Here is a 24,452-nt window from a genome sequence, read left to right as displayed (position 1 = left end):
AACACCTTGTCTCGCTTTTCAAAGTTTGCAAAGTTTGGTGCGGCCGCAGCGGCTGCTGTGCTGCTGCTTAGCGGTTGCGCTGGTAGCGCAGAAGACGGCGGCAACAGCGATAGTGCTGCGTCAGCAAGCGGCTATGTGACCGAGGGTAAAATCACCTTTGCAACCAGCAAGCCAGCCTACGCCCCATGGGTTTTGAATGACGATCCAGCCAGCGGTGAAGGGCTTGAGGCTGCAGTCGCTGTTGCGCTAGCTAAAGAGCTTGGTTTTGAGGGCGATGATGTTGTGTGGGTGCGTGAGCAGTTTGACGCATCTATTGCGCCGGGCCCAAAGACTTGGGATCTAAACTTCCAGCAGTTCTCTGTTACGGAAGAACGCAAGCAGGCTGTTGATTTTTCAAACGCTTACTACACAACCACTCAGGCGGTTGTTGCCGCAGCGGGCACTTCTGCCGCCAAGGCAAGCAGCATCGCTGATTTGAAGGACGCTGTTATCGGTGTGCAGTCTGGCACCACATCACTAGCTGCGGTTGAATCTCAGATTGCGCCGAACACTGATGTGCAGGTGTTTAACAGCAATGAGGACGCTGTCGCTGCGCTGCAGGTTGGTCAAATTGATGCACTCGTTGTTGATCTGCCGAGCGCATACTACGTGCGTGATGTGCAGCTCGAGGGTGAGGGCGTGATTGTCGGTCAGCTTGTCGGTGAGGGTGTGAGCGGTGACGATTTCGCGTTCGTGCTCCCAAAGGGTTCTAAGATTCTTGCTGACGTAAATAAAGCGCTTGAAAATCTGCGCAACGAAGGCACACTTGATGAGCTTGCTGCGAAGTGGCTCGCAAACCTTGACGCACCAATTTTGAAGTAACTGAGGCAATACCTAGATGGTAAACACCACGACCGCAGGCAGAGATATGCAACCGAGCGAGATCGAGTTAGAGCGGCGTCGCTATCGTGCCGGGGCGCAGCGTAAATCTGTGCTCATCTCGATCACCAGCACCCTGGTGCTTCTGGCTGCGGTCGTGGTGGTGTTGCTGAACAGCCCGGGTTGGGAGGTTGTGCGCCAGAGTTTCTTGAATTTAGAGGTTGCGCGCACCAGCCTGCCGCACGTCTTAGAGGGTCTGTGGCTCAACCTGCGGGTGCTTTTCTTTGCGGTTATCGGGGTGGCAATTTTCGCCTCACTGTTGGCCTATATTCGCACCCTTCGCAACCCGGTGTTTACCCCGTTGCGTCTTTTCGCGCGAGGGTATGTAGATCTGATCCGCGGTGTGCCGGTCTTGGTGCTGCTGTATCTGATCGGTTACGGTATTCCCGGGCTTGGCATTGTGCCGCGCCTGCCGGCTGCGGTGTGGGGCACCATCGCGATAATTGTGTGCTACACCGCTTATGTTGCCGAGGTGCTGCGCTCCGGCATTGAAGCCGTGCACCCCTCACAGCGCATCGCCGCCAGATCACTCGGCCTCAGTCACGGAAAAACTCTGCGACTGGTTGTGATGCCGCAGGCGGTGCGCAAGGTGACTCCGGCGCTGATGAACGATTTTGTGTCGATGCAGAAAGACGTGGGCCTAATTTCGGTGTTGGGCGCCGTTGATGCCGTGCGGATGGCGCAGATTGATGTTGCGCAGGTCTACAACTTCACCCCTTATGTTGTGGCGGGGCTGTGTTTTGTTGTGCTAGCGCTCCCGTTTCTTTACATTACTGAGCATCTAAATAAGAAAGCCCAACAGCGTGAGCAGATTGGCGGTGTTGTATGAGCGCGCAGACGGTGGTGCTCAAAGCGCAGCAGGTTACTAAACGCTTCGGCGAGAACACGGTGCTCGACCGGCTCGACCTGAGTGTGCATGAACACGAGGTGGTTGTGCTGATCGGCGCTTCCGGCTCCGGCAAATCCACACTGTTAAAGACGGTTAATCTGTTGGAGCAGGTTGATGACGGTCAGATTTTTTTGGGTGAGACAGATATTACCGATCCGCGTGTTGATCAGGATGAGATCCGGGGGCGGATCGGGGTGGTGTTTCAGCACTACAACCTCTTCCCCCATATGACCGTGCTCGATAATGTGACACTAGCCTCCCGGCATGTTTTTAATGTGCCGAAGGCGGAGGCTGAAAAACGTGGGCTCGAGCTGCTCGAACGCATTGGTCTTGGCGATAAGGCGAGCGCATACCCTGATCGGCTCTCAGGTGGGCAGCAGCAGCGTGTTGCAATTGTGCGGGCAATCGCAACCAAACCGGAGCTTTTGCTGCTTGACGAGATCACCAGCGCACTCGATCCGCAGCTTGTTGGTGAGGTGCTTGATCTTGTGCGTGATCTGAAGGCGAACGGTGCAACGATCCTGATGGCCACACATGAGATGAGTTTTGCGCGGCAGGTGGCAGATAGGGTTGTTTATCTGAAAGACGGCCGCATTATCGAGTCGGGCACCCCGGAACAAATCTTCGACAACCCAAAACAGCCTGAAACTAAGGAATTTCTCTCACGACTGCGTGATCCGTTTTCTGTTTAGGCGTAAACTAGTTCGGTTGATTACAACCAGGAGGATCTAGTGCGTCGAGAAAACGAGCAGCAGGAGTCTGCCCAGCCGCAAGCAGAGTGGCAGAGCCCAACAACACTTGGGCGCGATGACAATTTTGCTATTTGGGTGTTGATTGTCACCGGCTTTGTGCTGATCCTCAACGAAACCCTGATGAATGTTGCGCTGCCTGTTTTGATGGCGGAGATGCACGTTGAGGCGTCGACTGGGCAGTGGTTGACCGCTGGTTTCCTTTTGACGATGAGCGTTGTGATTCCTATCACGGGCACGCTAATTCAGCGCATGCAAACCCGCACACTCTATTTCACAGCGGTGGGTTTCTTTACGTTAGGCACCCTGTTAGCTGCGATCGCTCCGGGTTTTGCAGTGCTCCTTGCTGGCCGCGTGATTCAGGCGGTGGGCACCGCCATCATTATGCCGCTTATGATGACGACAGTTATGACCCTGGTGCCAACGGATATGCGCGGCAAGGTGATGGGCCGCATTTCGATGGTTATTTCGCTTGCGCCAGCGTTAGGCCCCACAATTTCAGGGTTGGTTATCCAGTTCTTTAACTGGCGGGTGCTGTTTATTATGGTGCTGCCGATCGTGATCGGCGCGGGCATATTCGCACATCTGAAGCTGCGCAACGTTGGATACAAGATGTATCGAAAGATAGATCTTTTGTCGGTGCTTCTCACTGTTCCCGGATTCGGCCTAACGGTTTACGGGCTCAGCACCATTGGTGAGGGGGCAGCGCACGGTGGTGGGCTGAACACCCAGGCGTTTGTGATTATTGCAGTCGGCCTTGTGTGCCTTGCGCTGTTTGTGTGGCGGCAGAGCACACTCGCGGAGAGCAACCGCGCCCTGCTCGATCTGCGTGTGTTTAAATTTCGGCCGTTCTGGATTGGTTCAATTCTGATGGCGCTGTCGATGGCCGCTATGTTTGGCACCTTTATGCTGTTGCCCCTCTATGCCGCAAACGTGTTAGATTGGGACACCCTGCACGTTGGTCTCGTGCTTTTGCCGGGCAGCCTGCTAATGGCGGGGCTCGGCCAGCCGGTGGGGCGTCTCGTAGACCTTTTTGGGGCGCGGTTGGTGATGATTCCGGGTGTTGTTTTAAACTCTGTTGCGCTGTGGCTTGCCACCCTCTTTAATGAGTCGACACAGACATGGTTTGTTTTGCTCGCGCAGGTTACTCTAAGCCTCGGTTTGGCGTTTACTTTCACGCCGCTGTTCTCGACGCTGATGGGTTCTTTGCCGCCGCACCTGACCGCTCACGGCAGCGCGGTTGTCTCAACGCTGCAGCAGGTTGCTGGTGCAGCGGGCACAGCAATTTTCGTGATGATTTTTTCTGCTACCTCAGCCGCTTTGGCTGCCAGCGGCTCCGCAGAAATCACAGCCTATACCGCAGGTGTGCACCAGGCATATTTGGTTGCAGCGATTTTGATTACGGCGGCAGCGCCGATCGTTGCCCTTATCCCCGGTAAAAGTAGCGGAGACAGCACCGCGCAGATGCCGCACTAAACCGGCTCTGTGAGTTCGTTAGCGGCCGCAGATACCGCGCGCGACAGTGTCTCTAACTGCTCACTGTTTAGCGCGGTGCGTTCGGTCGGCAGCAGGAGGCTTATTTCGCGTTTAAAGCGCGCGTCTGCCAACCCTACAAGGTGCACGCCGTTGGGCACATTGCGGCAGGCTAGCCGGGGCACTGTTGTAACAGCGAGCCCGGCAGCCACCATTCCGAGCGCCACGCTGTAGTCGTCGGTGCGGATGCGCACATTTAGCGCGGCTTGCTGGCCCGCAAAAATCTGCAGCAGCATTTCGTCCAAGGGGTCGGGCGCGGAGGATCCTAAAATCCAGGCGTCTTCGGCTGTTTCGAGCAGCTCAGCGGTGGAGATTTGTGATCTACGTGCAAAACGGTGGATCGTGGGAACCGCAAGCAGCACATCCTCAGCGATAACCAGTTTTTGGGTCACACCGTCTGCGCGCCAGTTATTTTTGCCGGGGGTGGAAAAAATAAGCGCGGCGTCCAGTTCGCGGGCCCGAAACCGGTGCTCCAGGGTTGAAACTTCGGCGAGGATCGCCTGCACGCTAAAATCGGCACCCCGCAGGCGGCGGGTAATGCGCGGCAGTAGGTGCGAGGCCGCGGTGGGAAACAGCCCTAAGCGCAGCTCGGGTAGGCGGCCGGCTGCGGAGTTTAAGACGGTTTCCAGCGCCTGAGAGGCGGTGTTGAGCGCCGCTTTTGCCTGCGGAATTAACTGTTTGGCGATGGGGGTGGGGGTGGTTCCGCGCTTACTGCGATTCAGCAGCGTTGCCCCGAGGGTGGATTCTAGATTGCGCAGATGGTAGTTGACGGTTGCGTCGCTCCAGCCGAGGTGGGAGCTTGCCGCAGAGATTGAGCCTTGCTCAGCGACCGCAACCAGTGCGGCAAACTGGCGGAGGTCTGGCGGAGATGAGAAGGAAGAAGAGTGTTGCACGCCGATCCTCAAATAGTGTGTTCAATACTGTGTATAGAACATCTTAGAGAATATTAGCTAGTGTAGTGAAGTTTTGATTTTTTTGCGTGTTTTACTTGGAGCATGACTAAAAATGAGAACGCAGTCTGGTCAAGTCCAACACCGTTGTTTGACCTAACCGGGCAAGACGAAATGCCTTATGCCGACGCCGTAAAAAAGCACGCAGAGCAGAATAAAATCAACCTCATGGTGCCCGGGCACTCCGGCAGCAACGAGGCTGGTGCGCACGCTATCGCCGACTATTTCGGCGACCGCATTGCGGCGCTTGATATTCCGTTGATGATTGAGGGCATCGATCTCGGCTCAGAATCTCCGATGATGCAGGCACGCAGGCTTGCTGCTGCGGCTTGGGGAGCGCATAAAACCTGGTTCTTGAGCAACGGTGCTTCACAGGCAAACCGCACGGCTGCTATCGCAGTAGCCGGGCTTGGAAAGAACGTTATTATGCAGCGTTCAAGCCACTCTAGCTTTATTGACGGAGTGCTTGCTGCTGGATTGAAGCCGAGTTTCATTTCGCCAAGTGTTGACTACAAGAACGGTGCCTCGCACGGCGTTACCCCGCAGGCGCTTGAAGAGCAGCTCGCTGCAGCTGATGAACCCGTTGCTGCGGTTTATGTTGTATCACCTAGCTATTTTGGGGCAACGGCCGATGTTGCAGGTATTGCTGAGGTTGCACACCGATACGGTGCTGCGCTGATCGTTGATGGGGCCTGGGGGCCGCACTTCGGATTCCATGAGAAGCTGCCAGAGTCTCCTGTGCGTCTGGGCGCTGACATTGTTATTTCGAGCACCCACAAGCTGGCCGGGTCGCTCACCCAGAGCGCGATGCTGCACCTTGGCAAGAGCGAGTTTACAGAGCGTTTACTGCCGTACATGGAGCGCGCCTTCTCGATGACCTCGTCAACCTCACAGAGCGCGATTCTTTCTGTGTCGCTCGATATAGCACGACACACCCTGGTCAATGGGCGCGCCAATATTGGTAAAAGCATTGAAATTGCAAACGATTTGCGTGACCGCATTCGCTTGCACCCGCATCTAGCTGTTTTGGATGACACATTCAAAGAGTTTGACGACATTGTCGCAACCGATCCGCTGCGTGTCGCAATTGATGTGTCTGCTCTGGCACACGACGGGCACTGGGTGCGCGGCTATCTGCAGACAGAGCACAATATTTTCTTTGAAATGTCTACCTCAACCGTGATAGTCGCTGTTATCGGTGCGGGAGCACGCCCGTCAGTGGAGCGCATTATGGCTGCGCTAGATGATGTGGTGCACGCGGCCGGCTTGCGAGACGGTGCGCACATCAGCGAACAGTTCCCTGAACTACCGGCGCCAAGTGAGCTAGTTATGCTGCCACGCGATGCCTATTTTGCTGAAATTGAGCTTGTTTCTGCCGCTGAAGCGGTGGGGCGAATCTCTGCTGACTCGCTAGCTGCATACCCGCCAGGAATTCCTAACGTGTTGCCTGGCGAAATTATTAGCAAAGACCTAGTAGAATTTCTATCAGCGGTTGCAACGTCACCAACCGGTTACGTACGAGGCGCGCACGACAGTGTGGTTTCTAAGTATCGGGTGGTGAAACGTTAAGCAACCGAATAAAGACCTTGGGCTGCTTGGGGGAGCGCCCTGGGAGTCGTTGAAGCCGTGAAGGCGTTGTTGGGGACTTTGCGTCTTCTGCTTAGGATCAACGACAATTTAAGGGGGCTGTGTGAATTCCGCAGCCCCCTTTGTTTTTCCAAATCGGTTTAGTGTTAGACGGTTCGCAGCGTTACTTTACTGCTGCTGCAGTCTTGTGCCCGCAATTTTCTAAGCAGGGTATTGTGGCTTGCGCTTCGCAACAAACGCGCTGGTGCCTTCGACCATATCGGGTGTGCCAAAACACGCAGCAAAGTTGCTCAACTCAGTCGTTAGACCCTCACTTATCGACTGTGATTCTGTTGCGGCCATAGTTGCTTTTGCCCGGGCGATGGCCGTAGGTGACTGCTTTGTGGCGAGTTTTAGAGTTTCGTGCACACCGTTAAAGAGGGCGTCACGATCTGCAAACAGCTTGGTTACAAGCCCCGCTTCTTGCGCTTCTGCGGCGGTGATCCGCATTCCGGTGAAGATCATCTCGCGCGCTTTTGCGGATCCAACAAAGCGGTGCAAGCGCACAGTGCCACCAAACCCTGGAATAAGCCCAAGCCCGACCTCCGGCTGGCCGAATACCGCGCTTTCGGTTGCATAGATAAAATCGCAGCACATCGCGATCTCACAGCCACCGCCGAGAGCCCAACCGTCAACAGCTGCCACCGTGGGGAACGGTAAAGCACCAAACAGTTTCGTAACTTCCTGGGCTTTGCCGGCGTATGCGAGAGCCTGCATTTCGTTCATATCGCGCATCTCTGCAATGTCTGCGCCGGCGATAAAAGACTTATCTCCCGCGCCCGCGAGGATCAGGCCGCGCACCGACCAGTCTTGTTCGCCGTTTAGACCCGCTCGAGATGAAAGCTCAGTGAGCAACTCATGCAGATCACTCACCACCAGCGCAGACAGTGCATTGAGAGCCTGCGGGCGGTTTATTTCGATGGTTGCGATCCCCAACTCATCTACTGCCGTTTTTAGGGTTTCAAATTTTGCATTCTTTAAAAAATCTGCTGCCGACACTGCCGCTCCTTCGCGCTCAAATTATGTTTTATTCCTACCCTAGTAGCTGCGCGCCCCTTGCAACTGACTGTAGACATGACAAGGGGCGCCGCGGCAGATGCGCAGCGCCCCTTAGAAACAGTTAGTTGCTCTTTTTAAAGAGGTTGCTGACAGCGGTTGAAAGACCCAACACAATTGCCAGCAGCACAACCGCAACAATGATTATCGCGACATAGTTGTGACCCTCACCTGCGCGGTTAAACGGTGCCAAAGTGTCAAGGTCGCCGCCCCCAGACGCGTGTGCGGGAACAGCGATAAAGAACGATATAACTGCCGTGAAAATGGCGGTAACAGCGGTTTTAACAGAGGTTTTAATTGACATTGAGTCTCCTTTTAAGCGCCATGAAAAATCAGAGCAGGTAACTGGAATAAGTCCAGTTTACCGGTGCTTAGGTGGTTAGCGCAGTTATAAAACGATAGACCCGTATTCTATTCTGAGGCTATGCAGATTAACGGCACCCAGATTGTTATCACCCCGTCTGACCTGTCTCAATTTCTCAGTTGTGAATTTGCGACGCTCAGACGGTTTGACGCCCTGCTCGGCAGACTAACGGCGCCTGCAGCTGCCGCTAACCCGATTGCCCAGCTTGCTGCCAAGCTGGGTGAGAAGCATGAAGAGGCGGTCTTAAAGAATTATCAAGCGCACTACGGTGACGCTGTGGTTGATATGCGCGCGAGCATAGACGGCGCAAACGCAGGTGAGGCAGATTGGGAGGGCGCAGTAGCACAAACGCGGCAGGTGCTTGCGGGCGACGCTCAAGTTGTTTATCAGGCTGTGTTTTATGCCGCAGAGCCACCGCGTGCAGACGGTCTGCAGTTTGTTTTTCGCGGTCTTGCAGACTTCCTGATCAAAACCCCAGCAGGGTGGGAAGTGCAAGATACCAAACTCACGACAAAATCGAAGGTTGCGGCTGTCTTTCAGATGCTCGCATATGCTGAGCAGCTCGAAAAGAGCGGTGTTGCAACGGCACCGACAGTGCGCATCATGCACGGCAATCGAGACGAGTCTGTTTATCTTAGGGAAGATTTAGCTTTAACCTACGGCGCAACAGTGTCACGTTTTCATGATTTGTTAGCCCAGCGTTACTTTGCAGGCGGAGGAGACAGCGACTTACATTCTGCGCCACCGCTTGAGTTCGCCGACAACAGCTCCGATATCTCCTACTGTCTGACCTGTGAATACTGCCTGCACGAACTGCAGCAATGCAATGATGTTGGTCTGCTCGCGCCGGTGTCTGTGAAGCTTCGTGAACGCCTGGCAGCAGTCGGTATTCACAGTATTGCTGAGCTCGCGGCGGCAGATTTTAGCTCTCGCCGCCCTGCAGCAGATAAAGCCTGGCAAGAGCTATTTGTTTTGAAAGGGCCGAAGCAGCTGCAAGTGATTCAGCGGTATGCGGTAGCGGCAGTTACCGGGCAGAATGAGGTGCAAAATCCCCTCTTGCAGACGCGTCTTGGTCGCATTGGTGCTGCAAGCCCTGTGCTTACCCTTGCTGCAGATAGCTTCTATTTTGACGATCCGAAGGAACTCTACACTGCAACAACAGAATTTATCGGCTGGGCGCTGCTTGCAACAGAAGCCGGTGAGCAGGAGTTCTTTGCAAGCACCCGCAAAAGTGAGCGAGTTTTGTGGTCGCAACTCTATTCAGCGATACAGCGCGCAACTGAAGGCCGCCAGATTTTGCTTGTCGAATCGCAAGCGGTAATAGACACGCTAGTGCGGCTTGCTGCGCGCCATTCAAGTCAGGAGCGGGGCCTTTTGTGGCTGCTGGAGCAGGGCAAAATTATTGCTGCAACAACCCTGTTGCAGCACGCAGTTATCGCACCGGTTAGGGAGTTTACCCTGCTGGAATACGCGCGTGCCTTCCGTGTTCTAGAGGCTCTTGATGCTGAGACTAACGCAAGCACAGTGCAGCAGCTCGAGTCATTGCCTATTATGCGCGCAGCTTGGGCGGCAAAGACCGGGTTGGCGGTTACTAATGTGCGCGAACACGTGCGGCGGGGGCTGCGGTTGCAGACCACACTTGTGCGGCATACTTTGGCAGCTGCTGGCGGGTTGCAGCACTCTCTAGGTAGTGCCGCGACCGATAATCAAACATTAAACACCCCGCAAACGCAGCCGGGCGCGGGTTTTGATGCCGCAGCACTCACTGTTTTCATGCAAACAGAGAGCGAAGTTCCTGAACTTGATGAAGCAAAACTCGCGCGCCGAGAAAAACGGAATTTACTGCGTGGGCAGCTGCTAGAGGCGGCAGCAGTTGAGGGGCTAGATCCCGAGATTGGCACGACCCTTACGATGATCGGAAACAGCTACGATTTTTATGATCGTGAAGACGCAGCTAGGTCTATAGAAAACCTGCAGCTCTATAACTCAACCACCGCTGACTGGAGTGGCGCGTTTATTCCGCTGGTATCGCGCACGGATGCAGATTTAGTTTGCGAGCCGGGGAGAAGCGGCTGGGCGCAGGTTTTGTATCCGATGCGGACGGATCAAACATGGACAGCCGGTGAGCTGTTGAATGCGAGAGTCAGGGCTGTTTTTCCCGCGGGCAGTGGCGTTGGAAAACGGTTCGGTAGTTTTGGCGCGGAACAGCGCGCAGCTACTGTGACCATTGAGTCAGACGGCAGCTGTTGGGTGCGTGTGAATGAGCGTGCAAACTCAGAGCAACTCGCTGCGCTCTCACACTGCTGGCCGGTGGCTATTGATACCACTACGAGCTTCTCGCGTAAATCTCACCGTGAAGCGATAGAAGACTGGTGGAATGCGCACGGTGAGCAGATCGCGGCGGGTGCTGTGCCCGATGATGCGGGTTACGCTTTGGTTAGTCGTGCACTGCCGCGCTTTAAAGAGCCGGGCTTTCAACTGCCTGAAATCAAGCGCAATCCGGATAGCGCAGAAAACCCTTACATCGAGCCGCTGGTGCGATCCGTGGCGCAGCTCGATAGCTCAGTTTTGGCTGTGCAGGGGCCGCCGGGCACAGGAAAATCGACCGTTACCGCGGCTGTCATAGCGCGCCTGGTTAATGAGCACGGCTTCAAAATTGCTGTGACCGCACAGTCGCACCGCGTTATCGAATCACTGCTCAACAAAATTGTCGATTCCGGTGTTCCGACCGCACGCGTGCTTAAACCTCTCAGCAGCGAAAAGAGTCTGTCGGAAGAGCAGCGCCTGTTTACCGGGTTAAACCGCATGGCTGATTTCCTTCTTTATGCGCCGCGAGAAGGTGGGTTTGTTTTTGGTGGCACAAGTTGGAATATGGGCTCCAGCGTTTTAGAAAAGAAGAGCTTTGACCTGTTGGTTGTTGATGAGGCTGGGCAGTTCAGTATCGTAGACACGCTAGCGTCTTTGTACGCGGCCAAAAACTTGCTTGCGGTTGGTGACCCCCAACAGCTGCCGCAGGTTAGTGGCGGTGTGCATCCAGCGCCGGTCGATGCTTCCGTGCTGGGCTGGTTGGTCGGTGACGCACCTGTGATCTCGCAGTCGCGCGGATACCTGTTAGAGCACTCCTGGCGCATGAACCCGGCTCTGTGCAGTATCGTCTCAGATCTTTACTACGGCGGCAAACTGCAGTCAGCACCGGGTGCGAAACGCCCTGGGGTTGTTGGCAGCTTTGCGCAGGGTCTATATTTTCATCCTGTTGAGTCACAGCTTTGCACAACACACAACCCGCATGAAGCAGAACGGGTGGTGGGGCTTGTGCGTGAAATGTTACGGGCAAAAGTGGTGCGTGCTGCTGCCTCTGCTGCAAACACTGCAACCGCCGAGCCCCTAACGCAGGAAGATATCATTGTTGTCGCCCCCTACAATCGGCAAGTGGCGCTTATCTCCGGTGCTTTACAGCGTGCAGGGTTTAACGGCGTGGCCGTTGGCACAGTCGATAAGTTTCAAGGTCAGGAAGCGCTAATGGCTATTGTCAGCCTGGCTGCATCTTCCCCCAAGGATGTTGATCGGGGGATCGAGTTCCTACTGTCAAAGAATCGCCTAAACGTGGCGATCAGTCGCGCAAAGTGGTCTGCGCACATAGTTGCTTCCCCACAGCTGGAATACGCAGTGCCGACAGATGCCGAGCAGCTAATGCTGCAAGCCTCATACCAGCGGTTGCTCAGCCGCGCCAGCCGGGTTAGCTGAGCTCGAGCCAGGTTAATTAAATTAACTTCACCGGTGTGCCCTCGGGCAGCCCAGTGCGCAGCTGGCCGGTGGCGCTGATGGTGCTGTCTGAGGTTACTAGTTCAGCTTCAAGCAGGGAGGGGCTGGCCTCCGCAGGCACTTCAACAAGCTGCACGGCGGTGAGCAGTTTATCGCCCAACTCTGCCACTACGCGTGACAGAGCAGAACGAATTGGTTTTGGATCAACCAGAGCGCCGTGCTGGTAATGCGCATCACGCAGGTCGACGCTCTGCCGCGCGTATTCAACACCGTCACCAGACACTGCGACACCCAACATCGCACTCTCATTGCGAGTGATGCGCACAATAAGCTCACTGCTCGCCCCGCCAGCGTTAACGTTGAAGGGGAGCTGTCTTTCAGAGCCGGGTAATCCGAGTCGAGTGTTTGCGGTGTGACCCGCGGTCTTTTTCAACCCCTGATCTGCTGTGCCGGGTTTTTGGGTGAAAGTGAATTTCAAATCCATAACAGCACTAGCATAATAACAGAAGCGCCGCCTCCGAAAGGGGAAACGGCGCTTCAAACTCTTGGACTATAAGCTTATGCTGCCAAGACCTCTTCTACAGTGCTGCTCTTAAGCTCTGGGAAAGCCTCTGCAACACCGTGGTTGGTGATTACACCCTCGTGTGCGTTCAGACCCTTAGCGAGCGCTGCATCGTCGCGCAGCGCCTGCTTCCAGCCCTTATTAGCGAGAGCAACAACATATGGCAGGGTTGCGTTGGTTAGAGCGTTGGTTGACGTCTCTGGCACAGCACCCGGCATGTTTGCTACGCAGTAGTAGAGCGAGTTGTGAACCTTGAAGGTTGGGTCGTCGTGTGTGGTTGGGCGTGAGTTTTCAAAGCAGCCACCCTGGTCGATTGCGATATCAACCAGCACTGAACCAGGCTTCATCTGCGCAACCATATCGTCGGTGACAAGCTTTGGAGCCTTCTCACCCGGGATCAGCACAGAACCGATAACCAGATCCGCATCCTTGAGCGCCTCGGTGATGTTGAAGCGGTTTGATACGCGGGTCTGGATGCCACCGTTGTAGATGTCTTCGAGCTGCTTCAAACGTGGAATGTTGATGTCGATCATGGTGACGTCTGAGCCCATGCCGTAAGCAACGCGTGCTGCCTGCTCACCAGCTGCGCCACCGCCGATAACAACAGTCTTTGCTTTACGGGTAGCGGTTACACCACCGAGCAGCACGCCGCGGCCACCCTCTGCCTTCATCAGGAAGAAAGCGCCAATCTGCGCTGACAGACGGCCAGCAACTTCAGACATTGGTGCGAGCAGTGGCAGTGAGCGGTTGTCGAGCTGCACGGTCTCGTATGCGATCGCGGTGGTGCCGCTGTCAACTACGGCTTTGGTGCAAGCCTCAGAAGCTGCGAGGTGCAGGTAGGTGAAGAGCACCTGACCCTTGCGCATTTTGCTGTATTCAGACTCGATTGGTTCCTTCACCTTGAGCACCATGTCAGCCTGTTCCCAGACCTCATCGGCAGTGTCGATAATGGTTGCGCCAGCAGCCTTGAATGCTTCGTCGCTAATGAACGAGCCCTCACCGGCACCAGCCTGAATCAGCACCTCGTGGCCGTGACGCTTGAGCTCCATGACCCCAGCCTCGGTGATGGCGACGCGGTTCTCGTTGTTCTTAATCTCGGTTGGAATACCAACGCGCATTTTCATGCTCCAATTTTTAGTCAGTGAATTTTGCGGATCACCGGGAGAGAGATCCGATAGCAGTTGGAGCGAATCCAACATAGTTTAATTTTGCATTATCTTCGTGTAATTAGACAAATATCCGCAGAAAATTCGCTATATACTGGGCTTGAGGCTAGTTTAATTCGCTAACAGTGAGGTTTTTATGGCGGCTTCGAATATTATGCGAGGGTTATGCAGTTAGATGCGGTAGACCTCAAAATCATTAAAGAGCTGCAGCGTAATAGCCGCATCACGAACGCTGAGCTTGCCGATCGTGCCGGGATCGCTGCTTCAACCTGTGTCAGCAGGGTGCGTGCGCTTGTGTCGCGCGGTGTCATTACCGAATTTACGACGCAGGTTGATCCAAAAGCTTTCGACCTGACGCTCCAGGTGCTAATCAGTGTTACCGTTCGTTCCGGGGCCAGAGAGCGGATCGCGGAGCTTGCAGACACGCTGCGTGCTGCTCCAGAGGTAACCCAACTGTTTTTTCTCGGCGGGGTAGAAGACTTTATTATTCATATGCTCGCGCGGGACAGTGAGCATGTGCGTGAATTTGTGCTTGAAAACTTGAGCACCCATTCCGCTGTTGACTCAACACGAACTAGCATTGTTTTTAGCCACCACACAAACCCTGTGGCTGCTGTATTCAAAGGAGCATCAGAATGAGTGACAGACATAGTGCTAAACGGGCGCTGCTCGTAGTGGATATTCAAAATGACTTTGTTGAGGGTGGCGCGCTCGGTGTGACAGGCGGCACCGCGGTTGCAACGCGGGTTTCAGAGCTGCTGCAGGGCGAGCACGGCTATGACATGGTTGTCGCCTCGCGTGACTGGCACAATGCGAGCGGTGATAATGGTGGGCACTTCGCGCTTGATGCGGAGCCAGATTTTGTCAACACCTGGCCGGTGCACTGCGTTGCGGGCAGCTTTGGTGCTGAATATCACAGTGCGCTGCAAGACGCAGAGTTTGATGTTGAAATATTTAAAGGGCAGGGGGAGCCGGCTTATTCAGCATTTGAAGGCAGCTCTGCTGACGGCCTGAAGCTTGAGGAGATCCTCAAAGAAGCGGGTGTGAAACACCTTGATGTCGTTGGGATCGCAACCGATTACTGTGTTCTACAGTCGTCTGAAGACGCCTATTGGGCGGGGTTTAGGGTGCGTGTTCTGAAAGATTTTGTTGCCGGAGTGGCCGCTGAAACGAGCGCTAAAGCCTTGGACGAACTGCGCGCAATGGGCGCTGAGGTGGTTTAGCGCAGCAGAAAGTCACAGACCCTTGCGATACTTGTCAGTGGTATTGCAAAACGGGGAGGGCTTAATAATGAACGTAACGCTTGCGGAGCATGCGGCGGCTTTGGGGCACTCAGCAGACCCGTTCGTGGTGTTTGACACCTTTGTTGATTGGGTGTTTCACGATAAAGGTTTTGAGCTTTACCCTGCGCAGAGTGATGCGATCACCGCGGTTGCTATGGGCTCAAACGTAGTTTTAGCAACCCCCACCGGCACCGGCAAATCAACCGTTGCGCTCGGGGCGCACTTCATTGCATTCACACAGGGGAAGCGCACGGCCTATACAGCCCCGATAAAAGCCTTGGTGAGTGAAAAATTTTTTGAGCTTGTGCGTGTTTTCGGTGCTGAGAATGTGGGTTTGGTGACCGGCGACTTCAGCATCAATGCTGATGCCCCTATCTTGTGTGCAACCGCCGAGATTGTCGCGCAGTATGCCTTGAGCGACCCTGACTGTCGCGGCATCACACAGGTCGTCATGGATGAGTTTCACTATTACGCAGATCGTGAGCGCGGCTGGGCCTGGCAGGTGCCGCTGCTGCTAGCAAACGGTGTGCAGTTTATTTTGATGAGCGCCACACTCGGTGATGTGTCAGAGGTTGTAAAAACTCTTGACGAAAACACCGGCCGCACAACAGAGGTGATTACGGGAGTTGAGCGTCCTGTGCCTTTGAGCTATCGCTACAGTCTCAAACCGGTGCACGAAGAAATTAGCGAGCTAGTATCGGGTGGGCTTGCCCCGGTTTATGTGGTGCATTTTTCGCAGGCTGCAGCAACAGAGCAGGCGCAGGCACTCACCAGCGTCAGCCTGTTAACAAAAGATGAGAAGACGGCTATTGCACAGCACCTTACAGACTTTAGATTTTCAGCCGGCTACGGCCAAACGCTTAACAAACTGTTGCGCGCCGGAATTGCTGTGCACCATGCGGGGCTGCTGCCGAAATACCGGCGCCTGGTAGAGCAGCTGGCGCAGGCAGGGCTTTTAAAGGTGATCTGCGGCACAGACACTCTCGGGGTCGGCATTAACGTGCCTATTCGCACGGTGCTGCTCACCTCGCTCGTGAAATTTGACGGTGTTAAAGAGCGCCGTTTGAGCGCGCGTGAGTTTCATCAAATTGCCGGTCGTGCAGGCCGTGCGGGGTTTGACCGGGCGGGCGACGTTGTTGTGCTTGCGCCGGAACACGCGATCCTCAACGCCGCAATAGAGGCGAAAGCCGCGGCCGCTAAAAATGCTGGAAAGAAGGCGAAACCCGGCAAAAAGGTGGCTGCTAAGGCGGGTGTGACCTGGAGTGAAGCGACCTTCGAGAAGCTGGTCGCCGCAGAACCAGAGCCGCTTGTTAGCCGCATGCAGATCACAGGTGCGATGCTGGTTGCGATCCTGAGCCGTGGTGAGAAGCGTGAGGGTGAGCTTTTTGCGGTGGTGCGCGAGCTGATACAGGATTCACACGAAACCGCAGAGTCTAAACGTAAGCTCACCCTGCAGGCTTTGAAACTGTATCGGGCGCTCAAAAACGCTGGGGTTGTGCGGGTCACCGAATCTGACACTGGTGAGCGGATGCTCAGCCTCACGGTGAGCGGTGAGGGTGCGCGCGCATTCAATCAGCCGCTGGCACTGTTTGCAATCGCTGCAACAGAACTCCTAGACGCTGAATCCTCCGGCTACACGCTCGACCTGCTCTCGCTCTTTGAAGCGGTGCTTGAACCACCGCGGCAGATCCTTATCGCACAAGAGAAAAAAGAAAAAAGTCGTGTTGTTGCAGAATTAAAGGCTGATGGGATCGAGTATGAGGAGCGCATGGCGATCCTTGCAGAGGTGACTCACCCGCAGCCGTTAAGAGAGTTGATCGAGGCGGCTTTTGCCGAGTATCGGGCTAAAACGCCAAGCGCCCACGGGCAGCAGCCAACACCCAAAAGCATTGTGCGCGACATGGTCGAGAATGCGTTTGGCTTTAAGGAGTTTGTTGCGCACTACGGTTTGAAACGCAGCGAGGGCGTGCTGTTACGTTATTTGAGTGATGCGTATCGGATGCTGCGAGCTGGGGTGCCGGAAGAAAAACGCACACCGTATCTAGATGACATCATCACCTGGTTGGGTGAGCTTGTTAGGCAGACGGATTCAAGTCTTTTGGAAGAGTGGCAGCAGCTTGCAGAAATTGCCGCTGCTACTGACAGTGGCGACTGGAACCCAACTCTGGCAGCGGTGGGCGATGCAGCTGGAGAGGCGGGAGAGTTGGAAGCGCCGCCGCGCAGCGACAAACTTAGCGCCAACGAGAAAGCGCTTACGATAATGGTGCGCAACTATATGTTCCGCCTGGTGATGTGGGCAGAGTTTGACGACGTTGCGGCGCTGGTTGCGGCCAGCACACCACCAGATATGGGTAGCAGCGGCAGCGGTGTTGCTTTAGGCTGCCGTCGCGGCATGACAAAACACGACTGGGATGCTGCGTTGGACGCCTATTTTGACGAGCATGATGAGATTCCGATCGACGCCGCAGCTCGCGCCAGTCGCTTCTTTAATGTGCAGAAGCAAAAAGAGACTTGGCGTGTTGAGCAGGTGATCGCTGACCCCGCAGGCAATTACGACTGGGTGATAACTGCAGAGCTCGACCTAAAGCAGACGGACGAAATTGGAGAGCCGGCTCTCACCGTGCTTTCGTTTGCCACCCGGTAAAATTTTTGGTTATGCGTTTAGGAGTTATCGACGTCGGGTCGAACACTGTGCACCTATTGGTTGTTGATGCGCACCCGGGTGCGAGCCCGGTGCCCTATGAATCAGAGCGTTCGCTGCTGCGCTTAATGCGCTACATTGACAGCAGCGGGGCAATCACCGCTGAGGGCGTGACGAAAATTGTGACCGCTATTGGGGACGCGGTGAAAAAAGCGCATGAGATCGGCGTTGATGACCTGATTGTGACAGCCACGAGCGCGATTCGTGAAGCGACTAACGGCGCTGAGGTGCTCGCTATGGTGCATGCGCAAACAGGTGTTAACCCGCAGGTGCTGTCGGGCGAAGATGAGGCGCGGATCACGATGCTTGCAGTGCGCCGCTGGTTTGGTTGGTCGGCGGGTGAAATTCTGCTGTTCGATATTGGTGGCGGCTCGTTCGAGATAGCGCAGGGCTCTGATGAGTATCCTGATGTGCAGGTTTCGCTGCCGCTGGGGGCGGGGCGCGCGACCGTGCAGTTTATTCCGGACGATCCGCCGGGGCACCCTGCGGTATCAGCGCTGCGCAAACACGCGCGAAGCGAGTTTACCCGCGTGCGTGATGAACTTTTCGCAGATCGGCCGACACCGCAGCGCGTGGTTGGCACCTCGAAAACTATTCGCTCTCTCGGTCGTCTTGTTGGTGGCACCGACAACCCTATTACCGGTGAAAAAGCCCCGATTAACTATCAAGATTTGAAAGAGTGGGAGCCGTTTCTGCGGGAGATGCCGTCAAATGTGCGCGAGTATCTGCCGGGAGTAACCCCAGAGCGTGGATATCAGCTAATGGCAGGCACAGTGCTGCTGCGCACAGCGATGAAAGTTTTTGGTGTGCAATCACTAACAGTGTCGCCGTGGGCGCTGCGTGAGGGGATCGTGCTGCGCTATATCGATCAACTCGACGGCAGGGGAGCAGACCCGCTGACGCTTGATGACCAGTCTTAGCCGAAACGCAAGACAGCGGATAATTTGAAAAATTCACACATCTGCGCTAAGGTTATTATTCGTTGCCCGCTTGGGTGATGCGCAGCAGTAGCTGCAAACTATTGGGATATGGTGTAATTGGCAACACGGCTGATTCTGGTTCAGTTGTTCTTGGTTCGAGTCCAGGTATCCCAGCCAGATTAATTCGCTCTAGCGCGCCAGAAGCAATTATTGCCTTGTTTCTTGCCACTGCTACCGCTATTTAACGGGTAAAAGCGGCTGAGCGCAGCTTAATGTGCGGCAGAATAGACTTGCCTAGAAAATAGTTTTATTTGTGGGAGGTAAGTATGTGTGTGGCTGTTGAGTGTGCGCAGTGTCATAAAACTACCTGGGAGGGTTGCGGCCTGCATATCGAAGAGGCGCTTGCCGGAGTGCCGGATGCGGCGCGCTGCCAGTGTGTTAGGGCTTAACTTCACTGCTTGCGGATCGGCGGTGATGCGAAACACGCCGAAGTTGCGCGCTCGGGTTTAGCGTGTAATAATTATCTAGTTGTGTTCGCAACACAGCGGCCCCATCGTATAGCGGCCTAGTACGCCGCCCTCTCACGGCGGTAACGCGGGTTCGAATCCCGCTGGGGTCACAAAAGCTCTCATCTTTATAGGTGAGAGCTTTTTTATATCTCCACGTTTCTATCCATAAAACGGAGCAGCGCAGCATATATTGATATCAGCGTGCAGCGTTGTTGCTGCTTAGCATCCGTGTAAATTCATGAGATGCTAATTTAGCTAGTCGTAAAACTTCAGTAATTTGGAGAATAATTATGAGCCGCCCTCTTGTCAGTATCGTAATGCGCACAAAGGATCGTGCCGTACTGCTAACCAGAGCAATCGCTGACTGTGCAAAACAGCGATACGAAAATTTTGAATTAATTATTGTCAATGATGGCGGCGCACCGGAGCCCGTCGACGCACTGCTCGAAAAACACGCAGCGGCTCTTAAAGGGCGTGCGCGCGTCTTCCACAACCCGCAATCTTTAGGCATGGAAGCCGCCTCAAACCTTGCGATTTCCCAATCTAACGGCAAATACATTTGTATTCACGACGATGATGATACGTGGCATCCGTCCTTCCTCGAAACATGTGTGAACTATTTAGAGGAAAATCCAACCGCAGGTGGCGTTGCGGTGCGCACACAGATCATTTATGAAAAAATCGACGGCAACCGCGTGTTTGAACTCAGCAGAGAAATTGCGTGGCCGTGGATTACCCAGTTCTCTCTATCAAGACTGATGGAATCTAATATTGCTGTTCCTATTTCTTGTATGTATCCACGCGCAGTTATTGACGACCTTGGTGGTTTCCGCGATGACCTGCCGGTTGTCGGCGACTGGGAATTCCATATCCGTCTAGCAGCAAAGTATCACGTCGAATTTATTGAGGGTGAGCCGCTTGCATACTGGCATCAGCGTCGCGCCCAAAAAGGCGCACTCGGCAACTCAATTTTCGCAGGCGCTGACAAACATGCCTACTTTGATCTGAAGGTCCGCGACGAGTACCTGCGCGAGTTTGTGGAGAGGCACGGCCCGGGCGCACTGCTGTGGCAGGCAGCAATGTTTCACCACTTTGCAAACCGCCGTGAAACCTTCTTTTCATGGGCAAAGAACCGGGTGCGCAACTTCCTGCGGCACAGGAAGTAATACGCCCCGGCACTTGCGCGGTGCGCGCAGGCCGCCGCTACTTTTGAGCAGGGTATTCAATGCGAGGGCGTTGGAAGAAGCCCTCAAAAGCGGCTTTTGTCAGTTTCAGTTTTAGCTTGCGGCTGACGGGTGCACCGCGCAGTTGCCGATACAGGCCGGCAAAAAGATCGACCAGGATCCGCGGCTTGCGTAGAGACATTCCGGCTGAGACCTGGTTGCGCGCCCCGCGTGAATACTTCCAAAAGTTTGCTTCGGTGACCTCTGACCAAAAGACGCCTTTATTTTCTGGGGTGAGGTGATCGACATAGGAGTCAGTAACTAGAATGCCCGGGCGCCACTTTGATAGGCGGTAGGTGTATTCAGCATCGTCGAACCAGATGAAGTATTCCTTGTAGGGGAAACCGCACTGCGCAACCGCTTCACGGGTCACCAGGCAGGAAACAAACGAGGAACAGTCAAGGTCAATCCAGTTTTTCTGGTACGGCACAGGTCTAACCCAATCCCACGTTGGAGTTGGGATATTCATTTCACATGCAGAGCCATCTGTCCACAGCACCATTGAGGCCGCGTATGAGGGCATCGCGCCGCCTCGAAATTCAGCGGCGTCCTGCAGAGTGGTAACCAGTTTTTCAAGCGCTTCGGGGCGCGGCACTGTGTCGTCGTCCATCACCCAGAAAGCGTCATAACCCTGTTCGTAAGCGATTTTCATGCCGGCATTAAAGCCGCCAGCGCCACCGGTGTTTTCCGGTAAGCGATGCACCTGCAGACTTGGTGAGTTATCGCGGGCAGCCAGCATCTGTGGGGTGTCATCGGTTGAGGCGTTATCGACCACAATGATTGCTGCTGGCGCAGAGGTTTGCGCTTCAAGCGCCGCTAGAGTTTTTTGTAAGAGTTCAGAGCGGTTGTAGGTTACTACTACGGCTGCAACCTGTAATTCCTTCAATGCCTATCCTCAACCTTCATTTCATTCGTCGAGCTATGAAAATGTGGCGAGTTTATACTATCTAAATACTTCCACCTGAGACGGTTGCCATGCTTATGTTCGCGGATAAAATTCACCTATTGTCGGTTGCAACACAGCTTTAACAGTCTTTGAGTCATTACAATTAGAGCTCGACTAAGGCCGTGCCAAGCGAGAGGAAACTATGAGTTTTCCGCAAGTATCAATAATTCTTCGCACCAAAAACCGCAACCTATTTTTACGGCGAGCACTTGCATCAATCGATTCCCAAGTATTCACCGACTACGAATTGCTCATCATTAATGACGGCGGCGAAGAAGAGCCGATAGCGAAACTCTTGGCAGAAAAGAGTGCCCTCGCTGAAAAAACTCGTCTCATAACAAACCCCGAATCCCTCGGCCGAGATGGCGCGTGGCGGCAGGGTGTTAACGAGGCTGCCGGCACTTTTTGCGCTATCCACGATGACGATGACACGTGGGATCCTGACTTCCTGCAGCAAACCGTAGCATTCCTGCACACGCACCCTAACCATAATGCTGTTGCTGTGCGGCTTGAAGTGATTGCTGAAGAGCAGCACGGCGACGATTTCACCGAATTATTTCGGTGGATCTACCAGCCGCATGACAGTTCCCTGTCGCTCGGCAATTTCTTGCGATCCAATAAAACAGTTCCAATTGCAACCCTCTATCGCACAGCTGCCGCCCGTGCAGCGATGCCGGAAGGAGAGTTTCCTGTAGTTGAAGATTGGTTGTTAAACCTCAATCTTGCGCTGCAGGGTCCGTTTGGCTTCATCGACGGGAAGCCGCTTGCTTTCTGGCATCAGCGCCCCAATGATTTAAGCGCCGACACGGGCAATTCAATCACCTCTCTAGCGCAGCTGCATAAAGAACTCGATGCGCAGATACGCGACACGCATCTGCGTGAGTATATTGACGAGCACGGTTTGGGCCTGGTGCTGCACCTGAGCGGTTTACATGAACGCCTCTCGGTTAAGCTCGATCAGCAGGAAAGAGAAATAGCCGATCTTAAGCAGCAAACCCAGTCGCTGGCTGAAGAAATCAGCAAGGTTAACGAGTATCGTGACACGATATCGGAGCTGTCCCAGCAGATAGCGGATCTCTCACAGCATGTGCAGAGTCTTAGTGAGAATCTGCGCACTATCCCGCGCCCGGTGCAGACGATGATGCGGATAAGCGGTGCTGCTGCGAGAAAGGAAAGCAAGAAAAAGCCTCGCAGCTAGCAGCGTAAAGCGCCTGTCGGCTGTAAAGCCCTACGGCAACTTAGAGATAGGATCGTGACTATGAGCGACAACAAATCAATTTTTCATGATCTTAAGTCTTTCGTTGCCGAGCCCCGTTTTACGGGGCTTTTTCTTTCGCCCGATGGTGAGCGTTTGATTGCGGCCCGCACCGAGCTCAACAAAAAGAAAAACGGATACGTGACGGCGCTGTGGGAGCTGCCGAGTGGCGAGGGCGAGAGCCCGCGTCGTCTCACCCGCGGAGTAGAAGGCGAGTCGTTGCTGGGTTTCACCCAGGGCGGCGATGTGCTGTTTACGGCGAAGCGCGATGCCGGGGAGGAAGACACCGAGCAAAGACTGTTTCTGCTGCCCCGGCAGGGCGGTGAGGCACGCGTTGTGGCGCGCCGCCATGCAGGTTTTACAGGGTTTACTGTTGCGCGTGAGAGCGGTCGCATCGCCTTTGTGAGCGGTGTGCACCCTAACGCAAAGGATGATGACGATGACGCCAGCATCGCAAAAAGACGTGGCGAAGAGGCGGTAACCGGCATCCTCCACACCGGGTATCCAGTGCGCGCCTGGGATCATGATCTCGGCCCAACTGTAAACCAGGTTTTTGTGGCAGATCCGCTTGATCCTGCAGATAGTGAGGCGCAGCTAGAGTTGCGCAAGATTACTAACTTCAAACCGTATGAGCGGTTGCTGGATGCGGTTATTAGCACCGACGGTGCCACTGTGTTTGCGACACTGCAGCGAGGCATTCGGGGCACCGTGTCGCGCAGTGAGGTTGTGGCGATCGACGTGGCAAACGGCACTGTTACAACCGTTGCCGCACACGATGAGCACGACACCAGCCTGTTGGGTGTCAGCCCCACCGGGAAGTTTCTTGTTATCACGCGTGCGCCGAAGGTGTCGCGCAAAGTCTCGATTCAGCTCTCACACTTCATTCTCGATCTTGCATCGGGTGCGGAAACAAAGACCTTTAATGGCTACACTGACTGGCCGAACGACTTTAAGATATCCCCTGATGGGAGGGAGGCCTACTTTACCGCGGATCATAAAGGACGCGGCGGCATCTTCCACCTAGATATTGCGACGGGAACGGTCACTAATCTAACAGCGGGGAAGTTCCACTATGCAGCGCTTTGTCTGAATGAACAAAACGGCTCTGTTGTCGCACTGCAGGATGCGATTGATCAGCCGCCGCTGCCGGTTAGACTCGACCCTGAGACCAAGCAGCTCGCAGCGATAGAGGGCGGTATTGCTGCCCCCGATATTCCGGGCACCCTCACGGAGTTCACCACCGAGGCTGCGGACGGCACTATGATCCGCTCCTGGCTCTGCCTGCCCACAGATGCAAACGCTGACAACCAGGTGCCGCTGCTGTTGTGGATTCACGGCGGCCCGTTCGGATCCTGGAATTCATGGACCTGGCGGTGGAATCCGTGGACGGCCGTGGCGCGCGGCTACGCGGTGCTGCTGCCGGATCCGGCTATCTCTACCGGGTACGGGCAGGAGATGCTCGATCGCGGCTGGAGCGAGTTTGGCGGCAGCCCGTTTGATGACATTATGCGCTGCACGCACGATGCTCTGGCGCGCCCTGAGATTGATGCGGATCGAAAGGCGGCGCTCGGCGGCTCATACGGCGGTTATATGGCCAACTGGATCGCCGGCCAGACAGGGGATTTCTTCGACTGTATTGTGACGCACGCCTCGCTGTGGAATCTGGATCAGTTTCGACACACTACAGACACAGCGTCTCTCTGGGGTGCCCACCTGGATGATTCCCACGTGGCTGAATACAACCCGGCAGCTGCGGTGCAGGAGATTGTAGCGCCGATGCTGGTTATCCACGGTGACAAAGATTACCGTGTGCCAATCGGTGAGGGGCTGCGGCTGTGGTTTGAGCTGCTGAGCGCGGGGGATAAGTCTCCTGAAGAGAACCCGCACCGGTTCCTATACTTCCCGAATGAAAATCACTGGATCCTAACGCCGAATAACTCGGTGACCTGGTATGCCACTGTGTTCGCGTTTGTGGATCGACATGTGAAGGGTGTGAACACGGAGTATCCGGAGCTGCTGGGGTAGGTAATTTGTGGTACT

At 54.9% G+C, this 24,452-nt stretch carries 19 protein-coding genes and 2 tRNA genes; 15 read left to right on the top strand and 6 right to left on the bottom strand.

The window, feature by feature from the left end; genetic code table 11:
* Positions 1 to 6 precede the first annotated feature (6 nt).
* From HCR00_RS03305 to HCR00_RS03290, 4 genes are read left to right on the top strand one after another with little or no spacing between them, the layout of a single operon-like run.
* Positions 7 to 861, top strand: a complete 855-nt coding sequence (locus HCR00_RS03305) for an ABC transporter substrate-binding protein (protein WP_167142727.1) — start codon at positions 7 to 9, stop codon at positions 859 to 861.
* Positions 862 to 877: 16 nt separating this feature from the next.
* On the top strand, positions 878 to 1,747 hold the full coding sequence (locus tag HCR00_RS03300; RefSeq protein ID WP_166987390.1) for an amino acid ABC transporter permease: 870 nt from the start codon (positions 878 to 880) through the stop codon (positions 1,745 to 1,747).
* A complete protein-coding gene (locus tag HCR00_RS03295; protein WP_166987393.1) occupies positions 1,744 to 2,499 on the top strand; it encodes an amino acid ABC transporter ATP-binding protein in 756 nt (251 codons plus the stop codon). Before HCR00_RS03300 ends, HCR00_RS03295 begins: the two co-directional genes overlap by 4 nt.
* Before the next feature lie 39 nt (positions 2,500 to 2,538).
* Positions 2,539 to 4,032, top strand: a complete 1,494-nt coding sequence (locus tag HCR00_RS03290; protein ID WP_167142725.1) for an MDR family MFS transporter — start codon at positions 2,539 to 2,541, stop codon at positions 4,030 to 4,032.
* On the opposite strand, the gene HCR00_RS03285 is transcribed toward HCR00_RS03290, so the two are convergent.
* A complete protein-coding gene (locus HCR00_RS03285) occupies positions 4,029 to 4,982 on the bottom strand; it encodes a LysR family transcriptional regulator (protein ID WP_167142722.1) in 954 nt (317 codons plus the stop codon). The genes HCR00_RS03290 and HCR00_RS03285 overlap by 4 nt on opposite strands.
* A 102-nt stretch (positions 4,983 to 5,084) precedes the next feature.
* Here HCR00_RS03285 and HCR00_RS03280 point away from each other — a divergent pair, with 102 nt between their 5' ends.
* Complete coding sequence (locus HCR00_RS03280) at positions 5,085 to 6,608, top strand: aminotransferase class I/II-fold pyridoxal phosphate-dependent enzyme (protein ID WP_243854519.1); 1,524 nt, start codon at positions 5,085 to 5,087, stop codon at positions 6,606 to 6,608.
* 219 nt (positions 6,609 to 6,827) lie between these two features.
* Here the strand turns inward: HCR00_RS03280 and HCR00_RS03275 are convergent, their stop codons facing one another.
* Together HCR00_RS03275 and HCR00_RS03270 are read right to left on the bottom strand one after the other, a co-directional pair.
* Positions 6,828 to 7,664 (bottom strand): enoyl-CoA hydratase/isomerase family protein, encoded by an 837-nt coding sequence (locus HCR00_RS03275; RefSeq protein ID WP_167142719.1) that lies wholly within the window; start codon positions 7,662 to 7,664, stop codon positions 6,828 to 6,830.
* Between the two features lie 121 nt (positions 7,665 to 7,785).
* Positions 7,786 to 8,025: a hypothetical protein gene (locus HCR00_RS03270; protein ID WP_166987405.1), complete on the bottom strand. Its 240-nt coding sequence runs from the start codon at positions 8,023 to 8,025 to the stop codon at positions 7,786 to 7,788.
* A gap of 120 nt (positions 8,026 to 8,145) precedes the next feature.
* Here HCR00_RS03270 and HCR00_RS03265 point away from each other — a divergent pair, with 120 nt between their 5' ends.
* Positions 8,146 to 11,829, top strand: a complete 3,684-nt coding sequence (locus HCR00_RS03265) for a bifunctional RecB family nuclease/DEAD/DEAH box helicase (protein WP_167142716.1) — start codon at positions 8,146 to 8,148, stop codon at positions 11,827 to 11,829.
* 16 nt (positions 11,830 to 11,845) lie between these two features.
* Here HCR00_RS03265 and HCR00_RS03260 read toward each other — a convergent pair whose 3' ends face one another.
* Positions 11,846 to 12,331, bottom strand: a complete 486-nt coding sequence (locus HCR00_RS03260) for a hypothetical protein (RefSeq protein WP_167142713.1) — start codon at positions 12,329 to 12,331, stop codon at positions 11,846 to 11,848.
* 74 nt (positions 12,332 to 12,405) lie between these two features.
* Positions 12,406 to 13,527: an alanine dehydrogenase gene (ald, locus tag HCR00_RS03255; protein WP_167142983.1), complete on the bottom strand. Its 1,122-nt coding sequence runs from the start codon at positions 13,525 to 13,527 to the stop codon at positions 12,406 to 12,408.
* A gap of 213 nt (positions 13,528 to 13,740) precedes the next feature.
* Here ald and HCR00_RS03250 point away from each other — a divergent pair, with 213 nt between their 5' ends.
* From HCR00_RS03250 to HCR00_RS03220, 7 genes are all read left to right on the top strand, one after another.
* Complete coding sequence (locus tag HCR00_RS03250) at positions 13,741 to 14,214, top strand: Lrp/AsnC family transcriptional regulator (protein WP_167142710.1); 474 nt, start codon at positions 13,741 to 13,743, stop codon at positions 14,212 to 14,214.
* Positions 14,211 to 14,798: an isochorismatase family protein gene (locus HCR00_RS03245; RefSeq protein ID WP_167142707.1), complete on the top strand. Its 588-nt coding sequence runs from the start codon at positions 14,211 to 14,213 to the stop codon at positions 14,796 to 14,798. The genes HCR00_RS03250 and HCR00_RS03245 overlap by 4 nt, the downstream gene beginning before the upstream one ends.
* 67 nt (positions 14,799 to 14,865) lie before the next feature.
* A complete protein-coding gene (locus tag HCR00_RS03240) occupies positions 14,866 to 17,502 on the top strand; it encodes a DEAD/DEAH box helicase (protein ID WP_167142705.1) in 2,637 nt (878 codons plus the stop codon).
* Between the two features lie 11 nt (positions 17,503 to 17,513).
* Positions 17,514 to 18,479 (top strand): Ppx/GppA family phosphatase, encoded by a 966-nt coding sequence (locus HCR00_RS03235; RefSeq protein WP_167142702.1) that lies wholly within the window; start codon positions 17,514 to 17,516, stop codon positions 18,477 to 18,479.
* A gap of 102 nt (positions 18,480 to 18,581) precedes the next feature.
* A tRNA-Gln gene (locus HCR00_RS03230) sits at positions 18,582 to 18,656 on the top strand.
* 369 nt (positions 18,657 to 19,025) lie between these two features.
* Positions 19,026 to 19,098: transfer RNA gene (locus tag HCR00_RS03225), tRNA-Glu, on the top strand.
* 180 nt (positions 19,099 to 19,278) lie between these two features.
* Entirely contained in the window at positions 19,279 to 20,154 is an 876-nt protein-coding gene (locus HCR00_RS03220; RefSeq protein WP_167142699.1) for a glycosyltransferase family 2 protein, read from the top strand.
* 37 nt (positions 20,155 to 20,191) lie between these two features.
* Here HCR00_RS03220 and HCR00_RS03215 read toward each other — a convergent pair whose 3' ends face one another.
* Entirely contained in the window at positions 20,192 to 21,097 is a 906-nt protein-coding gene (locus HCR00_RS03215; protein WP_167142696.1) for a glycosyltransferase family 2 protein, read from the bottom strand.
* Positions 21,098 to 21,299: 202 nt separating this feature from the next.
* Here HCR00_RS03215 and HCR00_RS03210 point away from each other — a divergent pair, with 202 nt between their 5' ends.
* Positions 21,300 to 22,355 (top strand): glycosyltransferase family 2 protein, encoded by a 1,056-nt coding sequence (locus tag HCR00_RS03210; protein WP_167142693.1) that lies wholly within the window; start codon positions 21,300 to 21,302, stop codon positions 22,353 to 22,355.
* 60 nt (positions 22,356 to 22,415) lie between these two features.
* Positions 22,416 to 24,437 carry a S9 family peptidase gene (locus HCR00_RS03205; RefSeq protein WP_167142690.1) on the top strand — a complete coding sequence of 674 codons (2,022 nt, stop codon included), beginning with the start codon at positions 22,416 to 22,418 and terminating at the stop codon, positions 24,435 to 24,437.
* The last annotated feature ends 15 nt before the right edge of the window (positions 24,438 to 24,452 follow it).

It is taken from the genome of Canibacter zhoujuaniae, assembly GCF_011752005.1.
Classification (GTDB): domain Bacteria; phylum Actinomycetota; class Actinomycetes; order Actinomycetales; family Microbacteriaceae; genus Canibacter; species Canibacter zhoujuaniae.
The sequence above is the reverse complement of the archived record's forward strand: the minus strand, read 5'-3'. Positions and strand labels throughout refer to the sequence as shown.